The sequence below is a fragment of the Pseudomonas palmensis genome (assembly GCF_017848315.1).
Taxonomy (GTDB): Bacteria; Pseudomonadota; Gammaproteobacteria; order Pseudomonadales; family Pseudomonadaceae; genus Aquipseudomonas; species Aquipseudomonas palmensis.
The window spans coordinates 12,691-29,550 of the sequence record NZ_JAFKEC010000068.1 but is presented as its reverse complement, the minus strand read 5'-3'; the positions used below and the strand labels follow the sequence as shown (position 1 = coordinate 29,550).

Below are 16,860 nucleotides of genomic sequence, written 5' to 3'. Positions count from 1 at the left end.
CTCAACCCCAACGCACCGCCATGCAACCGATTGTCCCCCTGGCAGAAAACTACCCCCACGGCGAGCGCATCGCCCCGCACTGCCACAACCGCGCCCAGCTGATCCATGCCCTGAGCGGGGTGATCACGGTCAACTCCAGCCAGGGCTGCTGGGTGGTTCCGCCAGGGCGCGGAGTATGGGTGCCCGCCGCCGTCGAACACGACCTGAAGATGGCCGGCCAGGTCCGCATGCGCACCCTGTTCGTCGCCTCCGACGCGCGCCCCGACCTGCCGCTGACCTGCCGCGTGGTGGACATCCCGCCGCTGCTGCGCCAACTGATCATCAGCGCCATGCTCATCCCCGCCGACTACCCGCCCGGCGGGCGTGACGAGCGGGTGATGCAGTTGATTCTGGACGAGATCCGCGTGCTGCCAATTCTGGCCCTGTACGTGCCGCTGCCGGTCGACCCGCAACTGGCCGCGCTGTGCCAGGCCCTGCGCGACGACCCGGCCAGCCCCTGGAGCCTGCAGCGCGCCGCCGCCCACAGCGGCCTGAACGCACGCACCCTGACCCGCGCCTTCCAGCGCGAAACCGGCCTGAGCTTCATCCAGTGGCTGCGCCGCCTGCGCCTGCTGGCCAGCCTCGACGCGCTGGCCGCCGGGCACTCGATCCTGAACGTGGCGCTGGACCTGGGCTACGACAGCCCCAGCGCCTTCAGCGCCATGTTCCGCCGCACCCTGGGGGTCTCGCCCAGTGCCTACTTCGGCAAGACCCCGGCCTACGGCCAGCCCGACGCCGACTAGTCAGCGTGCATGCTGGCGCAGCAGCAGCGACGCCAGCGCACACACCGCCAACGCCACGCACGACACATAGAACGCATCCGAATACGCCATCAGGTAGGCCTGCTGATGCACCGTCTGGTCCAGCTGCGCCAGCACCTGCAGGTGCGCCGGGGCCTGTGCATCGAGCACCCCGCCGGGCAGACGCTGCTGCACGGGTGCATCGAACAGCGTCAGGCTCTCATTGATACGCTGCCCGTGAAACCGTTCGCGCAACGACACCAGCTGCGTCAGCAGCGCCGTGCCCACCGCACCGCCCAGGTTGCGCAGCATCGAGATCAGTGCCGAGGCCGAGCCGGCCTGGGCCTTGTCCAGCCCTTTCACCGCCAGCACCGACAGCGCCACCATGATCAGCGGCTGGCCCAGCCCGCGCACCACCGTGGAGGGGATGATCACGTTCTTCGCCGCGTCCGCCGACAGGTGCGCCCCCAGCCAGCAGCCCAGCGCCATGATCGCGAAGCCGCTGGCCACCAGCACCTTGGCGTTGAGCCAGCGCATCAGGCGCGGCAGCAGCGGCGCCAGCAGCAACTGCACCATGCCGTAGGCGATCAGGCTGATGCCGATTTCGCGGGCGTTGTAGCCCTGCACCTGGGACAGGTAGTTGGGCACCAGAAACACCAGCCCGAAGGTCGCCGCCCCGAACACCGCCATGGCCAGGCTGGCCACGCCGAAGTTGTAGCTGACCAGCAGGCGCAGGTTGATGAAGGGCCGCGCGCCCCACAGCTGGCGCTGCACGAACAGCGCCAACGCCACCACGGCAATCACGCTGAAGGTGACGATGAACGCCGAATCGAACCAGTCCTCGCGCCCGCCCTCCTCCAACACGATCTGCAGCGCGCCCAGCCCCAGCGCCATGGCCGCGATGCCCAGCCAGTCGGCGCCGCGCAACTGGGCGCGGTCGCCGGCCTGCGCCGGGATCGACCACGCCACCGCCGCCAGCAGCGCCACCCCGGGCAGCAGTTGCAGCAGGAAGATCCAGCGCCATGAATAGGCGTCGGTCAGCCAGCCGCCGATCGACGGCCCGGCGGCCTGGGCCACGCTGTTGGAGAGGCTGAACAAGGCCATGCCCAGGGCGATCTTGCTCGGCGGCAGCTCGGTGATGATCAATTGCATCGACAGCGGGATCAGCACCGCCCCCGAAGCGCCCTGGATCACGCGGATGGCGATCATCGCCTGCAGGTTCGGCGCCAGCGCGCAACTGACCGAGCTGATCAGGAACACCAGCGAGCCCACCAGCATCACCCGGCGCAGCGAGAACACCTGCACCAGCCAGGCGGTGAGCGGAATCATGGTGATTTCCGCCACCAGGTAGGCGGTGGAGATCCACGAGCCTTCCTCGAACGTCGCCCCCAGCGCGCCTTCGATTTCCGGCAGCGCGGCACTGGTGACGTGCACGTTCATGCCCGCCATGAAGCAGCCGAACAAGCCTCCGATCACCGCCACCCACGCGCGCAGCGATACCTTGTCTTCAGTGCTCATCGCGCACCTGCGCCGTGCGCGTATCGATGGTGGCGATCACCGACATGCCCGGCAGCAGCCGCGGCGTGCCGGGTTCCACCGGGTCGAGGTGAATACGCACGGCAAAGCGCTGCACGATCTTGGTGAAGTTGCCGGTGGCGTTGTCGGGCGGCAACAGCGCGAACACCGCCCCCGAGCCGGGCGAGACGCTGTCGACCGTGCCCTGCCAGTGCCGGCCGAAGGTGTCCACCTCCAGGGTCGCGCGCTGCCCCGGGCGCATGTGTTCGAGCTGGGTTTCCTTGAAGTTGGCCACCACGTAGGCCTGCTCCACCGGTACCACTGCCAGCAGTGGCAGGCCGGGGCTGACGTACTGCTGCACACGCACCTTGCGCTGCCCCACCACGCCGTCGAAGGGCGCCCGTACCTGGGTGTCGGCCAGGGCGTTCTCGGCCAGGGCCAGGGCCGCCTCGGCCTGTTCCAGCTCGGCCTCGCGGCGCACCAGTTCGGCCCGGGCCTCGCGCTGCTGGCTGGCCAGCACCTGGTGCCGGGCCCGCTGCATCGCCCAGCCGGCGTCCGCGCCCTTGAGCGTGGCCTGCGCCTGGGTGCGTGTGGTGCTGGCGCGTTCGGCACGCTGGGCACTCACCGCGTTCATGCCGATCAACTGGCGGTAACGCTGCCAGTCGAGTTCGGCGCGCCGCGCCTCGGCACCGCCCGCCTCGCGCTCGGCGGCGGCACGGGCAATCGCCTGCCCTTGCCCCTCCAGCTGCGCCGCCAGGGTCACCAGCACGGCCTGCTGCGCCTGCACCGAAGCGGTACTGGCGGCCAGCGCCGCACGGGCCTGGCGCACCTGCTGGCGATAGTCGCGGTCGTCCAGCTGCACCAGCAGGTCGCCGGCCTTGACCACGGCATTGTCGGCCACGCTGACCTGGGCCACATAGCCGCCCACCCGCGCACTGATCGGCGCCCAGTCGGCGCGCACGTAGGCATCGTCGGTCTGTTCGTTGAAGCGCCCGCTGTGCCACACATACAAGGCAACCCCTAGTACCGCCAGCGTGCCGGCTGCGCCCAGGGCGCGGCGCAGCGTCATCACGCGCACGCGCTCGGTGGCTTGGGTAACCGGTGGTTCGGGGCTGACCGCCTGGTTCATGTTCGTGCTCCCTGTTGTTGTTCAAGGATGCACTCTAAGGGGGGCAGCGGTTGGCGTTCGCTAGCGTACAGACCAGTATTCGTCGCGAAATGGACAACCTGCCATCAGCCCAGCAGGTAGGTTTGCACCTCGTTCGCACAGGCCTGCGGATCTTCCTGCATGAAGCAGTGCCCGCCGGGCACCTCGCGCAGCTCGACCCTTGGGTTCAGACGCGCCCAGCGCGCCAGCGACACGGGTACGAAGGGATAGGTGGTGATGCCATGCAGCACCCGTGCGGGTGTCTGCACCTGGGCCAGGGCAGCCCACAGCCCGCGAGGGAACGAACTGAACACGTCCACTTCGCGCGCAGGCCGGCACTTGAGCACTACCCCTTCGCCGCAGTCGCCGATGGCGTGGTCCACATAGGCCTGCAGCGCCTCGTCGTGCCAGCCCTTGAAAATGCCGCGCCCGTGCAGCGCGGCGTAGGCCGCCTCGCGGTCGGGCCAGTGGCTGCGCCGGGTGGCGGCCTTGCGTGCCAGGCCGTGGCGACGGTGCATGCCGAACAGCGTAGCCACGCTCATCACCCCCAGCATCGAGCGGCTGAACACCACAGGGTCAAGCAATACCGCCCGCTGAAACAGGCCCGGTTGCAGCGCCAGCATCAAGCCGGTCAGCACCCCGCCGAAACTGTGGCCCATGGCAAAGCACGCCACCTGCCCGTATTCGCCGCGGCCTGCCTGGAAGGCCTCGATCGCCAGCGCGGCGCTGCGGTTCCAGCCCACGAAGGCGCCGCCATGATCGCTGTCGCCATGGCCCTGCACATCGCAAAGCCACAGGTCGAAATGCTCGGCCAGGCGCTCCAGCAGCGGCTGGTAGGCCAGGCAGCAGAACCCGGTGCCGTGGATGAAATGCAGCAGCGGCTTGCCGCTGGCGGGTGAGCGCCAGCCGCGCAGGGTGAAGTGTTCGGCGCAGTCATGCGACCAGGGGATCAGTTCCATCGGGACTCGCTGTGGGGGTTACACAAAACCGGATTCTACAAACAGCAGTGGATACAGCGATAGCACCAGCAGTGCGGCCATCAGCCAATTGAACAGCTTGAGCCAGCGTGGTTCCTGCAGCACGGTGCGCAGCGCGCTGCCGAACATCACCCACACGCACACGCTGGGCAGGTTGACCACGGCGAACACCGCGGCGATCACGATCACGTTGGTCAGGTAGCCCTGGCTGGGTGCATAGGTGGTGATGGCGCCCACGGCCATGACCCAGGCCTTGGGGTTGACCCACTGGAAGGCTGCCGCGCCCCAGAAACCCAGGGGCTTGCGCGTGCCGGGTTCGGCGCTGGTCAGCGGGCCTGAATTGGCGATCTTCCAGGCCAGGTACAGCAGGTAGCTGGCGCCCACGTAGCGCAGCACGCCGTAGGCCAGCGGATAGGCCTTGAACACCTCGCCCAGGCCAAGGCCTACCGCCAGTACCAGCACCATGAAGCCGATACTGATGCCCAGCGCGTGGGGAATGGTGCGACGCACACCGAAGTTCACGCCGGAGGCCAGCAACATGGTGTTGTTGGGGCCGGGGGTGATCGAGGAGACGAAGGCGAACAGCACGAAGGCCATCAGCAGGTTGAGCGAGGTGAGCATGGCGGGTGTCCGGCGGTGTGTTGTTGTGAAGTGACACTAACCAAGTCGGTGCGCAGCGCTGCGATACAGTTGGGGGCAATTGTGGCACTACACTTGGCGAGCCCTCACCACCCTCCAGGCTTCCCGTGCCCTCGACGGGCAATTGCCTTAGGATAACCCTCCTCGATTTCCGGAACAGAAGCCCCGCCATGCCCGTACATATCCGCCCCGCGCGCGTCGAAGACGCCAGCCAGATTCTCACCTTCATCACCGAGCTTGCCGAGTACGAGCGTGCCCGCCACGAGGTGATCGCCACGGTCGCCGATATCGAGCGCACGCTGTTCGGCGAAGGCAGCAGCACCCAGGCGCTGATCTGCGAGCGTGACGGCCAGGCCATCGGCTTTGCGGTGTACTTCTTCAGTTATTCGACCTGGCTCGGCACCCAGGGCATCTACCTCGAAGACCTGTACGTCACGCCCCAGGCCCGCGGCACGGGTGCGGGCAAGGCGTTGCTGCGCCACCTGGCGCAGGAGGCCTGTGCCAAGGGCTGCGGGCGCCTGGAATGGAGCGTGCTGGACTGGAACGAACCGGCCATCCAGTTCTACAAGTCCATCGGCGCGCAGCCGCAGGACGAGTGGGTGCGTTATCGCATGGAAGGTGAAACGCTGCGCAGCTTCGCCCAGGGTTGAGACCACGCCATGTTCTTTCGATTGGCCGCCGACGGGCTGGTACTGTTTCATCTGACGTTCATCGTGTTCGTGATGCTGGGCGGGTTGCTGGTGCTCAGGTGGCCGCGGCTGTGCTGGCTGCACCTGCCGGCCGTGACCTGGGGCGTGCTGGTGGAGGTGCTGCACCTGCCCTGCCCGCTGACCGAGTGGGAAAACCGCCTGCGTGCAGCGGCGGGTGACACCGGCTACCCCGACAGTTTTGTGGAGCATTACCTGATACCGCTGATCTACCCGGCCAAGCTGACGGCAGGCATCCAGCTGTGGCTGGGGGCATTGGTGTTCGTGGTGAATGCGGGGGTCTATGCGTGGTTGTGCTACTCGCGCAGGCGCCGTGCCTTGCGGTGAGTGCTCAGGCCGCTTCGCCGGCAAGGCCGGCTCCTACGGGAGCCTGCCTTGCCGGCGAAGCGGTCACCACCGCACCTGAATCAGGCGCTCACCTCCTCCCGCGCCGCATAGCGCTGCGCCAGCACCGCACACACCATCAGCTGGATCTGGTGGAACAGCATCAGCGGCAAAATCATCGCGCCAATCGCCCCCCCGGCAAACAGCACCTGGGCCATCGGCACACCGGTGGCCATGCTCTTCTTGGAGCCGGCAAACAGGATGGTGATGCGGTCTTCCACGTTGAACCCCAGCCGCTTGCCCAGCAACTGCGTGCACCACAGCACCACCGCCAGCAACACGCAGCACACCAGCGCCAGCCCCAGCAGCCGCACCAGTGGCACCGACTGCCACAACCCGCTGATCACCGCGTCGCTGAACGCGGTGTACACCACCAGCAGGATCGAGCCCTGGTCGACGGTCTTCAGCCAGCGTGCATTGCGCGCCACCCAGGCGCCGATCCAGCGCCGCGCCAGTTGCCCGGCCACGAACGGCACCAGCAGTTGCAGCACGATCTTCAACACCGCATCGAGGTTGGACCCGGTATCGCCCTGCACGCCCATCAGCACCATCACCAGCAGCGGCGTCAGCACGATGCCCAGCAGGCTGGAGGCCGCCGCGCTGCAGATCGCCGCCGGGATGTTGCCCCGCGCCAGCGAGGTGAAGGCAATCGCCGACTGCACGGTGGCCGGCAACGCGCACAGGTACAGCACGCCCAGGTACAGCTCGTCGCCCACCAGCGGCAGGAACAGCGGCTTGAACAGCATGCCCAGCAGCGGAAACATCACGAAGGTGCAGCCAAAAACCAGCAGGTGCAGGCGCCAGTGCCCTGCCCCGGCCGCCACCGCCTCGCGCGACAGCTTGGCGCCGTGCAGAAAGAACAGCAGCCCGATGGCCAGGTTGGTCAGCCAGCCAAACACCACCGCGCCCTGGCCCTCGCAGGGCAGCAAGGTGGCCAGTGCAATCACGCCGAGCAGGGCCAGGGTGAAATTGTCGAACAGCAACCGCAGGTGTTTCATGTCACGTCCTGTCTTGTTATTGGGATGGCGCAGACGGTAAGGTTTCTTTTCTTTTCCGACTAACGACAGAACCCCAAGAGTGTCGCCCAAAGGACAACCCCACGCCCCGCGCATCCCGCCCCTGAGCGAGCTCAAGGTACTGCCGCGCCCGCTGTACGGGCAGGCGCAGTCGCTGGCCAACATCGCCCTGGGCTTTCGCCACAAGCATGCCTGGGGGCAACTGTCGTATGCGGCCCAGGGCGTGCTGCATGTGCACACCGGCGCCGGACGCTACGTGGTGCCGCCGCAGCGCGCGGTGTGGATCCCGGCGCATACCCCCCACCAGGTCACCTGCGCCGACGACACCTGCATCCGCAGCCTGTACATCGAGCACAGCGTGTGGCCGGGTACCCAGTGCCGGGTGATCGGCGTGAATGCCTTGCTGCGCGAGCTGATCCGCACCTTCAGCGGCCTGCCGGTGGCCTACGATACCGAGGGCGCAGACGGGCGCCTGGTCGCCGTGCTGCTCGACCAGCTGGCCAGCGCCCCGCAGGAAGACCTGATTCTGCCGCTGCCCCAGGACACCCGCCTGCGTGCACTGTGCCGGCGCCTGCAGGCACACCCCGAGGACAGCACCGGGCTGGCAGCCTGGAGCCTGAAGTACGGCGTTTCGGAAAAGACCCTGAGCCGGTTGTTTCTGCGTGACACCGGCATGACCTTTCGCACCTGGCGCCAGCGCATGCGCCTGCTCAGTGCGCTGCCAGCACTCAGCCGCGGCGAGCGCGTCACCGACGTGGCCCTGGCCTGCGGCTACGAATCGCTGTCGGCCTTTATCGCCGCCTTTGGCAAACAGTTCGGCCTGTCACCGGGCGAATTCCTCCAGACCCACCGGAAACCCATTACGTGAACCTGTTCAAACCGCACCACCTGCTGAGCGGCCTGCTGCTGGCCAGCCCTGCCGCCTGGGCCGCCACCGTGCCTGACAACCTCGACAACCTGGTAGAGGCCGCCAGCCAGGCCGTGATGCAGGAGCACGCGATACCCGGCATGGCCGTGGCCCTGACAGTCAATGGCCAGCACCACTACTACGACTTCGGTGTGGCCTCGCGCGACAGCGGCCAGGCCGTCGACCGCGACACCCTGTTCGAACTGGGCTCGATCAGCAAGACCTTCAACGTCACCCTGGCGGCCTATGCCCAGGCCACCGGCAAGCTGAAGCTGACCGACAGCCCGGCCAGCTACCTGCCCGAACTGCGCGGCCGGGCCCTGGAAAACACCAGCCTGCTGAACCTGGCGACCCACACCGCCGGCGGCTTCCCGCTGCAGTTGCCGGACAGCGTGCACGACAACGGGCAACTGATGCGCTACTTCAAGCACTGGACCCCGAGCTACCCGGCAGGCACCCGGCGTACCTATGCCAACCCGAGCATCGGCCTGCTCGGGGTGATCAGCGCCCGCCAACTGGACATGAGCTACCGGTCCGCCCTGCAGGACCTGCTGTTTCCGGCGCTGGGCCTGAACAACACCCATCTGCAGGTACCTGCCAACTGGCAGCGTATGTACGCCCAGGGCTATACCCGCGACAACGTCCCCGCCCGGCTGAGCCCTGCGGTGCTGGCCGACGAAGCCTACGGGGTGAAGTCCAGCAGTGACGACATGCTGCGCTTTGTCGAGGCGAACATGGGCCTGGAGAAACTCGATACGCCCCTCAAGCAGGCCATTGCCGCCACCCATACCGGCTACTACCAGGTGGGCCCCATGACCCAGGACCTGATCTGGGAACAGTACCCCTACCCGGTCGCACTGCAGACCCTGCTCGACGGCAATGCCAGCCGCATGGCCCTTGAAACCCTCGACGTCACGCCGCTGCAACCCCCGCTGGCCCCGCAGCAGGCGGTGTGGATCAACAAGACCGGCTCCACCAACGGCTTTGGCAGCTACGTGGCGTTCGTGCCCTCGCAGCGGATCGGCATCGTGATCCTGGCCAACAAGAACTACCCCAACGAAGCGCGGGTGAAGCTGGCCTACCAGATCCTCGGCGCCTTGAACGAAGGTAGCCACTGACCGTGAGCAAACCGGTACGCGACACCCTCAAGCTGCTGTTGCTGCTGGCCGGGCTGTGGGGCTTCGCGCGCCTGCCGCCGAGCCTCGGCGCGAACCTGATACTGGTCGGCGGGCTGGCGGCCGGCGGCATCTATGCGCTGCTGAACCTGTCGCGCCTCTTCGCCTTTCTCAGCTACTGGCCAGGGTCGTTGCTGTACAGCGTGGTCGTGGTGTACCTGTGCAAGCTGTCTGCGCAACGGATGCTCAATGCGCGCTTTGGCATCGAGGTGGACTACCTGGACAACGCGGCGGTGGTATATGGGGCGCTCTATTCCATCCCGTTCTCGCTGATGCTGCTGGGGGTCTACCTGCTGTTGCCCCAGTGGCTGCGCAGGGCGGCTGGCAGACTACGCCCCGGCGCCGCCCCGGCCCCGGCGCAAAAAGTGCCGACGTTCGAACCCTTCTTTGCCGCGGCCCTGGTCTGTTGTGCGGGGTTTGCCCTGCAGCAGCTGGACGAGGGCCTGGAGTACGCCCTGATCGTCGATGCCATGCCCGCCTCCAACTGCGGCCCGGTCGACGCGGGCACTGCATGGCTGCGCAAGAACCACAGCCAGTGCTACAGGCTGCAGGGCAACCCGCTCACCGGCACCTTCAGCCTGCAGCAGGTCGACAGCCCGGCGCCCTGATGCTGCGTGCAGTGAACCTCTGCCGCACCCCGCCCCTCGAATGCTCAGGGGCCAGCGCTGGCCCGACCCCATGCGACGGTGCCTTCGATGAGTTTTACCCTGTGGATCGCCGTGTTCGGCGCCGTGTTGCTGATCCTGGCCCTGACCTCGTCGTACCTGCGCTGGATGCCGGTGACCACCTCGGCGGTGTGCCTGCTGCTGGGCATCGGCATCGGCCCGCTGGGGCTGGGCCTGTTGCACCTGGACCTGGACCACGCCGCCGGCTGGCTCAAGCACCTGACCGAAGTCGCGTTGCTGTTCTCGCTGTTCATCAGTGGCCTGAAGCTGCGCCTGCCGCTGCGCAGCCGTGTCTGGCGGGTGGCATTCGGCCTGGCCGGCCCGGTGATGCTGCTGAGCATCGGTGGCTTCAGCGTGGTGCTGCACTACCTGGGTGACATGGCGTGGGCGCCGGCCCTGCTGATCGGCGCCATCCTTGCGCCCACCGACCCGGTGCTGGCAGCGCTGGTGCAGGTCAACGATGCGCAGGACCACGACCCGCTGCGCTTCGGCCTGTCGGGCGAGGCCGGGCTCAACGACGGCGTGGCCTTTCCCTTCGTGCTGCTGGGCTTGCTGCTGGTGCAGGGCCAGGCCGTCGACGGCTCGGCGCTGTTCACCTGGTTGTGGCGCGACCTGCTGTGGGCGATGCCGGTGGGGTTGCTGGTGGGCTACTGGATGGGCAAGTTGCTGGGGCGCCTGACCCTGACCCTGCGCATCAGCCATGCCGACAGCACGCTCACCCCCAACGACTACCTGGCACTGGCGCTGATTGCACTGGCGTATGTGGTGGCCGACACCCTGCACGCCTATGGGTTTCTGGCGGTGTTTGCCGCCGGGCTGGGGCTGCGCCAGGCCGAGGTGAGCTTCACCGGCGGTTCGCAGACCCCGTCCGAGCACCTGGCGCAACCGGTGGCCGGGCACCTGGAAGCCGCGCCGGAAAATGCGGTGCATGGCGACCTGGACAACCTCGAAGACACCCAGGTGGCGGCCGGGGTGATGATGGGCGACATGCTTGCCTTCGGCAGCCTGGTGGAGCGGGTAATGGAAGTGTTCCTGGTGACCGTGCTCGGCGTGGCGCTGGCCAGCCATTGGGACTGGCGCGCACTGGGCTTTGGCCTGGCGTTGTTCTGCGTGGTGCGCCCGTTGAGCGTGTTGCTGATGCCCTGGGGCAGCCTGCTCGACCTGCGCCAGCGGCTGATGGTCGGATGGTTTGGCATTCGTGGCATCGGCAGCCTGTTCTACCTGTTCTACGCCCTGAGCCACGGCCTTGGCGGCACGCTTTCGGCGCAGTGCCTGAACATCACGCTGTCGGTGGTGGCGTTGAGCATCGTGGTGCATGGCCTGAGCACGCAACCGATGCTGAACTACTACGGGCGGCGCGGCTGACCGCCCCTGCTGGCGACGTACGCTTCGCACTTGACCTGCTGCCCCCCTGAACTAGAGTCAAAGGCTGCCCATCAAGGACAGATGGCTGCAGATAGGCGACGTTATCTGCGCGTTCAAGGATGCCAACTAATGGAGTGGTGGCAATGAGCAAACCTGCATCGACCCCTTTCATCCATACCCTTATCAACGACCTCGGCGCTGCCGCGATGTTGCCCAACATCATGCTCGGCGAAGAACTGGGCCTGTACCGGGCCATGGCCGACGGCCAGCCGGTGACCGCCCAGACCCTGGCCACACGCACTGGCTGCAATGCCCGCCTGCTTCGCGAATGGCTCAACGCCCATGCCGCCTCTGGCTACATGCAGCACAACGACGAACATTTCAGCCTTGACGAGCAGCAGGCCCAGGCCCTGGCCCATGAGGACTCCGCCACCTACATTGCTGGCGGCACCCAGGCCATCGCCTCGATGGTGCTCGACAAGGACAAGCTGGTGGCGGCGATGCGCGGCGACGGTGGCCTGGCATGGGGCGACCATCATGCGTGCATGTTCGGTGGCGTCGAGCGCCTGTTCCGGCCTGGCTACCGCAACCATCTGGTCGGCAGCTGGCTGCCGGCACTGGAGGGTGTGGTGGACAAGTTGCACGCCGGGGCCCGGGTGGCAGACATCGGGTGTGGTCTTGGCACCTCGACGCTGCTCATGGCCGAGGCCTTTGCGGCTTCGCATTTCGACGGCATCGACTACCACGCGCCCTCGGTGGCCACTGCCGGTCAACGGGCCAGGGACAGCGGCCTGACCGAACGGGTGCGCTTCACCCAGGCCAGCGCCAAGGACTACCCTGGCCGCGATTATGACCTGGTGTGCTTCTTCGACTGCCTGCATGACCTGGGCGACCCGGTGGGTGCGGCCCGGCATGCCTGGCAGGCACTCAAGCCGGGGGGCACGCTGTTGCTGGTGGAGCCGTTTTCGAATGATCGGCTGGACGACAACCTCAACCCGGTGGGGCGTTTGTTCTATGCGGTCTCGACGTTTCTGTGCACGCCCAATTCACTGTCGCAGGAGGTGGGTTTGGGTCTAGGCGCGCAGGCGGGTGAGGCGCGCATTCGGGGTGTGCTTGAAGAGGCGGGGTTCAGCCACATGCGCCGGGCGTGCGAGACGCCGTTCAACCTGATACTGGAGGCGCGCAAGTAGAGGCGACGCGGCAATCGGGTGTCGAGCCACCAGGGCTGACAACTGCGATCCTGCAGGCCAGGGTGCGTTGCAACCAATGCAGGAGCCGGCAAGGCCGGCTCCTGCATTTTTAAAACCACCCTGGCCCGCAGAATCGACATGGCACAACCCGATGTACCCACCTGCCCCAACCTGGCCTACCCTTCACCCATGCTCATCGTCGAAAACCTGCACAAGACCTTCACCACCGCCCAAGGCACCCTGCCGGTGCTGCGCGGTGTCGATCTGCACCTGCCCGCCGCCACCAGCCTGGCGCTGATGGGCGAGTCCGGCAGCGGCAAGAGCACGCTGCTGCACCTGATAGCCGGCCTCGAACGCCCCGACAGCGGGCGCATTCTGTTCGACGGCCAACCGCTACACACCCGCACCGAAGCCGGGCTCGCACACTGGCGCCGACAAGGCATCGGCCTGGTGTTCCAGCAATACAACCTGATCAGCAGCCTGGACGTGGCCGCCAACCTGGCCTTCCAGGCGCGCCTGGCCGGCCGTCATGACCCGGCCTGGGTCACCCACCTGGCCGAGCGCCTGGGCCTGGCGCCGCTGCTGCAACGCTACCCCGAGCAACTCTCCGGTGGGCAGCAGCAACGCCTGGCAATCGGCCGCGCACTGGCCTCGCGCCCCGCGCTGGTGCTGGCCGACGAACCCACCGGCAGCCTCGACGAAGCCAGCAGCGAAAACGTGCTCGACCTGCTGCTGGAGCTGGTCGGGGCAAGCAACAGCAGCCTGCTGATGGTCACCCACAGCGCCCACCTGGCCACCCGCCTGCACCAGCGCCTGACCCTGCACCTGGGCCGGGTACGCGCATGATCGGCCTGTGCCTGCAGGCGCTGCTCAGCCACTGGCGGCGCCACCCCCTGCAATGCGCCAGCATCCTCACCGGGTTGTGGCTGGCCACCACCCTGTGGGCCGGGGTCCAGGCGCTCAACCAGCAGGCCCGCGCCGACTACGCGCGGGCCAACGCGCTGCTGACCGGCGCAGCGCAGGCGCAGGTGAGCCCGCGCCACGGCGAACGCTTCGACCAGCACGCCTACATTCAACTGCGCCGGGCCGGCTGGCCGGTGTCGCCGGTGCTCGAAGGCCGCCTGCGCTTTGCCGGCGCCGAACCGGTCAGCGTGAAACTGCTGGGCATCGAGCCGCTGAGCCTGCCACCCGGCAGCGCCATCGCCGGCCAGGCCGCCCAACGCATCGACCCCGCCGCCTTCATCGGCCCACCGGGCCAGGCATGGATCGCACCCGACACCCTGCAGCGCCTTGGCCTGGCGCCCGGTGCCGAACCGCTGAGCGGCGACGGCCAGCGTCTGCCGCCGTTGCAGGTACAGGCGCAGCTGGCCCCGGGGGTAATGGTGGTCGACATCGGCCAGGCCCAACGCCTGCTGCAGGCACCGCAACAGCTCTCGCGACTGCTGATACCCGCCGGCTACACCCCGCCCGCGCTGCCCGAGGGCCTGAACGAGCTACTGGTGGTGCAGGCCGCCAGCGACACCGACGACCTGCAACGGCTGACCGAAAGCTTTCACCTCAACCTCACTGCGCTGGGCCTGCTGGCCTTCCTGGTGGGGCTGTTCATCGTGCATGCGGCCATCGGCCTGGCCCTGGAGCAGCGCCGCAGCCTGTTGCGCACCCTGCGTGCCTGCGGCGTGAGTGTGCGTGCGCTGGTGACTGCCCTGGCCATCGAACTGGGGCTGTTCGCGCTGCTGGCCGGGCTGGCCGGGGTGGCCTGCGGTTACCTGCTGGCCAGCCTGCTGCTGGGTGACGTGGCCGCCAGCCTGCGCGGCCTGTATGGCGCCCAGGTGGCCGGGCACCTGAGCCTGCCGCTGCACTGGTGGCTGAGCGGGCTGGCCATCAGCCTGCTCGGGGCAGCACTGGCCGGTGCCGGCAGCCTGCTGCGCGCCGCGCGCCTGCCGCTGCTGGCGCTGGCACAGCCCCAGGCCTGGCGCCAGGCGCAGGGGCGCTGGCTGCGGCGCCAGGCACTGCTGGCGCTACTGCTGCTGGCCGTGGCCCTGGGGTGCTGGCGCTGGGGCGCGAGCCTGCCGGCGGCCTTCACCCTGCTGGCCGCCTTGCTGCTGGGCGCCGCGCTGATGCTGCCGCTGCTGCTCGATGGCGCCCTGGCGCTGTTGCAGCGGCTGTGCCACCGGCCGCTGGCGCAGTGGTTCGTGGCCGACAGCCGCCAGCAACTGCCGGCCCTGGCACTGGCGCTGATGGCGTTGCTGCTGGCGCTGGCCGCCAGCGTCGGGGTGGGCAGCATGACGTCCGGGTTCCGCCAGACCTTTCTGGGCTGGCTCGATCAACGGCTGTCGGCCGAGCTGTACGTGACCCCGCATGACACCGCCCAGGGCCTGGCCATCGCGGCCTGGCTACCCACCCAGCCAGGGGTGCGCGCCGTGCTCGCGCAGTGGCGCACCGAGGTGCGCGTAGGCGGCGCCCCGGTGCAGGTGCAGGGGGTGATCGACCACCCGGCCTACGCGCAGCACTGGCCGCTGCTCGAACAGCGCAGCGAGGCGTGGCGCCAGTTGGCCAGCGGCGCCGGGGCGATGCTCAGCGAACAGTTGGCACGGCGCCTGGCGCTGGGCCTGGGCGATCGCCTGAGCTTGCCCGGCGCTGCACCCCTTGACGTGGTGGCCGTATACGCCGACTACGGCAACCCGCGCGGGCAGGTGCTGGTGAACGCCGACTGGTTGCGGCGCACCTGGCCCGAGGCCACGCTCAACACCCTCAACCTGCGCGTGGCGGGCGAGCAGGTGGCGACGCTCAAGGCCGCGCTGCAGCAACGCTATGCGCTGGACGGCACCCGGCTGGTGGACCAGCGCACCCTAAGGCGCTGGTCAGTGGAGGTGTTCGAGCGCACCTTCGCCGCCACCGCCGCACTCAACAGCCTGACCCTGGGCGTGGCCGGCGTGGCCCTGTTGATCAGCCTTTTGACCCTGGGCCAGAGCCGGCTCGGCCAGTTGGCGCCGCTATGGGCACTGGGCGTCAGGCGCCAGCACCTGGCCTGGCTGTCGCTGGGGCAGACGCTGCTGCTGGCCAGCCTGACCGTGCTGCTGGCAATTCCCCTGGGCCTGCTGCTGGCCTGGTGCCTGGTGGCGGTGGTCAACGTGCAGGCGTTCGGCTGGCGCCTGCCGTTGCAGGTGTTCCCTGGCCAGCTGCTGCAACTGGCGCTGCTGGGCCTGTTCACCACCCTGCTCGCCGCCGCCGGGCCCCTGTGGCAACTGGCCCGCCGCCAGCCCGCCGAACTGCTGAGGCACTATGCCGATGGAACCTAGACACTGGGGCGTCCTGCTGCTGTGCCTGCTGCTGGGCGCCTGCGACCCCTCGCCACCGCCACCCGCCGGTTTTGCCGGCCTGGGCCAGGACGCCGCAGCCTTTGCCACCGTGGTGCGCGGCCAACCGTTGCAGTTCCCGCGTGACCACGGCGCCCATGCGGGGTATCGCATCGAATGGTGGTACGTGACCGCCAACCTGCGCGATGCACAGGGCCGCGACTGGGGTGCGCAATGGACGCTGTTCCGTTCGGCGCTGCGCCCCGGCGCCGAACAGCCGGGCTGGGCCAGCCCCGCCGTATGGCTGGGGCACGCGGCGTTGAGCGGGCCGTTTGGCCATCAGTTCAGTGAAACGCTGGCGCGTGGCGGTGTCGGCCAGGCGGACGTGCAGGCGCAACCGTTCAAGGCCTGGATCGACGACTGGTCGCTGCAGGCGGTGGGCGGCCAAGGCATCGAGCAGTTGCAGATGCGCGCAGGCGGCAAGGGCTTCAGCTACGACCTGCAACTGAGCAGCCAGCAGCCCCTGGTGCTGCAGGGCGATCAGGGCTACAGCGAGAAGTCCGGCCAGGGCCAGGCGTCGTATTACTACAGCCAGCCGTTCTATGCCGTGCGCGGTGAAGTACAGCACGAGGGCCGGCGCGTCGAGGTGACCGGCAACGCCTGGCTCGACCGCGAATGGAGCAGCCAGCCGCTGGCCCCCGACCAGCATGGTTGGGACTGGTTTTCGCTGCACCTGGACAACGGCACGCGGCTGATGCTGTTCCAGGTCCGTCAGGCCGATGCACAACCGTACCGGGCAGGCACCTGGATTGCCGCCGACGGCAGCAGCACCGCGCTCAACGGTGCGCAGATCGTGCTTGAGCCGCTGGCCCGCACCCAACTGGTCGACGGCCCGCAGGTGCCCACGCGCTGGCGGGTGCAGGTGCCCGACCGGCAGCTGGACATCGAGGTCGACGCCCTGGTGCCGCAGGCCTGGATGGGCACCCGCTTTCCCTACTGGGAAGGCCCGGTGAAGGTACAGGGCAGCACGGCCGGGCGTGGCTACCTGGAAATGACCGGCTATTCGCGCTGAGCGCCACCGACGCAGCGGCTATTCTT

The 16,860-nt window shown here is 68.1% G+C and carries 16 protein-coding genes; 11 read left to right on the top strand and 5 right to left on the bottom strand.

Going from position 1 to position 16,860, the window contains the following annotated elements; genetic code table 11:
* Positions 1-20: 20 nt before the first annotated feature.
* Complete coding sequence (locus JZZ72_RS24530) at positions 21-782, top strand: AraC family transcriptional regulator (protein WP_054914418.1); 762 nt, start codon at positions 21-23, stop codon at positions 780-782.
* Here the strand turns inward: JZZ72_RS24530 and JZZ72_RS24525 are convergent, their stop codons facing one another.
* From JZZ72_RS24525 to JZZ72_RS24510, 4 genes are all read right to left on the bottom strand, one after another.
* Positions 783-2,297 (bottom strand): MDR family MFS transporter, encoded by a 1,515-nt coding sequence (locus JZZ72_RS24525; RefSeq protein ID WP_210015302.1) that lies wholly within the window; start codon positions 2,295-2,297, stop codon positions 783-785.
* Positions 2,287-3,423 carry an HlyD family secretion protein gene (locus JZZ72_RS24520; RefSeq protein WP_058540268.1) on the bottom strand — a complete coding sequence of 379 codons (1,137 nt, stop codon included), beginning with the start codon at positions 3,421-3,423 and terminating at the stop codon, positions 2,287-2,289. The genes JZZ72_RS24525 and JZZ72_RS24520 overlap by 11 nt, the downstream gene beginning before the upstream one ends.
* 104 nt (positions 3,424-3,527) lie before the next feature.
* Positions 3,528-4,400, bottom strand: a complete 873-nt coding sequence (locus tag JZZ72_RS24515; RefSeq protein ID WP_058540269.1) for an alpha/beta fold hydrolase — start codon at positions 4,398-4,400, stop codon at positions 3,528-3,530.
* Between the two features lie 18 nt (positions 4,401-4,418).
* Positions 4,419-5,039, bottom strand: a complete 621-nt coding sequence (locus JZZ72_RS24510) for a LysE family translocator (RefSeq protein ID WP_210015301.1) — start codon at positions 5,037-5,039, stop codon at positions 4,419-4,421.
* Between the two features lie 188 nt (positions 5,040-5,227).
* Here JZZ72_RS24510 and JZZ72_RS24505 point away from each other — a divergent pair, with 188 nt between their 5' ends.
* Positions 5,228-5,707, top strand: a complete 480-nt coding sequence (locus JZZ72_RS24505; protein ID WP_043860231.1) for a GNAT family N-acetyltransferase — start codon at positions 5,228-5,230, stop codon at positions 5,705-5,707.
* Between the two features lie 9 nt (positions 5,708-5,716).
* Complete coding sequence (locus JZZ72_RS24500; protein ID WP_043860232.1) at positions 5,717-6,091, top strand: DUF2784 domain-containing protein; 375 nt, start codon at positions 5,717-5,719, stop codon at positions 6,089-6,091.
* 80 nt (positions 6,092-6,171) lie between these two features.
* Here the strand turns inward: JZZ72_RS24500 and JZZ72_RS24495 are convergent, their stop codons facing one another.
* Positions 6,172-7,146, bottom strand: a complete 975-nt coding sequence (locus tag JZZ72_RS24495; RefSeq protein ID WP_043860233.1) for a bile acid:sodium symporter family protein — start codon at positions 7,144-7,146, stop codon at positions 6,172-6,174.
* A gap of 79 nt (positions 7,147-7,225) precedes the next feature.
* On the opposite strand from JZZ72_RS24495, the gene JZZ72_RS24490 reads away from it, so the two are divergent.
* From JZZ72_RS24490 to JZZ72_RS24455, 8 genes are all read left to right on the top strand, one after another.
* Entirely contained in the window at positions 7,226-8,032 is an 807-nt protein-coding gene (locus JZZ72_RS24490; protein WP_210015300.1) for an AraC family transcriptional regulator, read from the top strand.
* Positions 8,029-9,189 carry a class C beta-lactamase gene (gene ampC, locus JZZ72_RS24485; RefSeq protein ID WP_078481254.1) on the top strand — a complete coding sequence of 387 codons (1,161 nt, stop codon included), beginning with the start codon at positions 8,029-8,031 and terminating at the stop codon, positions 9,187-9,189. The genes JZZ72_RS24490 and ampC overlap by 4 nt, the downstream gene beginning before the upstream one ends.
* A gap of 2 nt (positions 9,190-9,191) precedes the next feature.
* Complete coding sequence (locus JZZ72_RS24480) at positions 9,192-9,854, top strand: hypothetical protein (protein WP_100632691.1); 663 nt, start codon at positions 9,192-9,194, stop codon at positions 9,852-9,854.
* Positions 9,855-9,941: 87 nt separating this feature from the next.
* Positions 9,942-11,276: a cation:proton antiporter gene (locus JZZ72_RS24475; protein ID WP_043860236.1), complete on the top strand. Its 1,335-nt coding sequence runs from the start codon at positions 9,942-9,944 to the stop codon at positions 11,274-11,276.
* 143 nt (positions 11,277-11,419) lie between these two features.
* Positions 11,420-12,466, top strand: a complete 1,047-nt coding sequence (locus tag JZZ72_RS24470) for a class I SAM-dependent methyltransferase (protein WP_043860237.1) — start codon at positions 11,420-11,422, stop codon at positions 12,464-12,466.
* 189 nt (positions 12,467-12,655) lie between these two features.
* Positions 12,656-13,312, top strand: coding sequence for an ABC transporter ATP-binding protein (locus JZZ72_RS24465; protein ID WP_043860253.1), 657 nt, complete (start codon positions 12,656-12,658; stop codon positions 13,310-13,312).
* Entirely contained in the window at positions 13,309-15,765 is a 2,457-nt protein-coding gene (locus JZZ72_RS24460; protein ID WP_210015299.1) for an FtsX-like permease family protein, read from the top strand. Before JZZ72_RS24465 ends, JZZ72_RS24460 begins: the two co-directional genes overlap by 4 nt.
* Positions 15,755-16,834 (top strand): lipocalin-like domain-containing protein, encoded by a 1,080-nt coding sequence (locus JZZ72_RS24455; protein ID WP_043860239.1) that lies wholly within the window; start codon positions 15,755-15,757, stop codon positions 16,832-16,834. The genes JZZ72_RS24460 and JZZ72_RS24455 overlap by 11 nt, the downstream gene beginning before the upstream one ends.
* Positions 16,835-16,860 lie beyond the last annotated feature (26 nt).

Bases quoted from the DNA above. Each gene is read 5' to 3' on its own strand.
- JZZ72_RS24460 (WP_210015299.1), top strand. From the start codon at position 13,309: ATGATCGGCCTGTGCCTGCAGGCGCTGCTCAGCCACTGGCGGCGCCAC.
- JZZ72_RS24465 (WP_043860253.1), top strand. From the start codon at position 12,656: ATGCTCATCGTCGAAAACCTGCACAAGACCTTCACCACCGCCCAAGGC.
- JZZ72_RS24500 (WP_043860232.1), top strand. From the start codon at position 5,717: ATGTTCTTTCGATTGGCCGCCGACGGGCTGGTACTGTTTCATCTGACG.
- JZZ72_RS24520 (WP_058540268.1), bottom strand. From the start codon at position 3,423: ATGAACCAGGCGGTCAGCCCCGAACCACCGGTTACCCAAGCCACCGAG.
- JZZ72_RS24470 (WP_043860237.1), top strand. From the start codon at position 11,420: ATGAGCAAACCTGCATCGACCCCTTTCATCCATACCCTTATCAACGAC.
- JZZ72_RS24515 (WP_058540269.1), bottom strand. From the start codon at position 4,400: ATGGAACTGATCCCCTGGTCGCATGACTGCGCCGAACACTTCACCCTG.
- JZZ72_RS24525 (WP_210015302.1), bottom strand. From the start codon at position 2,297: ATGAGCACTGAAGACAAGGTATCGCTGCGCGCGTGGGTGGCGGTGATC.
- JZZ72_RS24510 (WP_210015301.1), bottom strand. From the start codon at position 5,039: ATGCTCACCTCGCTCAACCTGCTGATGGCCTTCGTGCTGTTCGCCTTC.
- JZZ72_RS24495 (WP_043860233.1), bottom strand. From the start codon at position 7,146: ATGAAACACCTGCGGTTGCTGTTCGACAATTTCACCCTGGCCCTGCTC.
- JZZ72_RS24530 (WP_054914418.1), top strand. From the start codon at position 21: ATGCAACCGATTGTCCCCCTGGCAGAAAACTACCCCCACGGCGAGCGC.
- JZZ72_RS24475 (WP_043860236.1), top strand. From the start codon at position 9,942: ATGAGTTTTACCCTGTGGATCGCCGTGTTCGGCGCCGTGTTGCTGATC.
- JZZ72_RS24455 (WP_043860239.1), top strand. From the start codon at position 15,755: ATGGAACCTAGACACTGGGGCGTCCTGCTGCTGTGCCTGCTGCTGGGC.
- JZZ72_RS24505 (WP_043860231.1), top strand. From the start codon at position 5,228: ATGCCCGTACATATCCGCCCCGCGCGCGTCGAAGACGCCAGCCAGATT.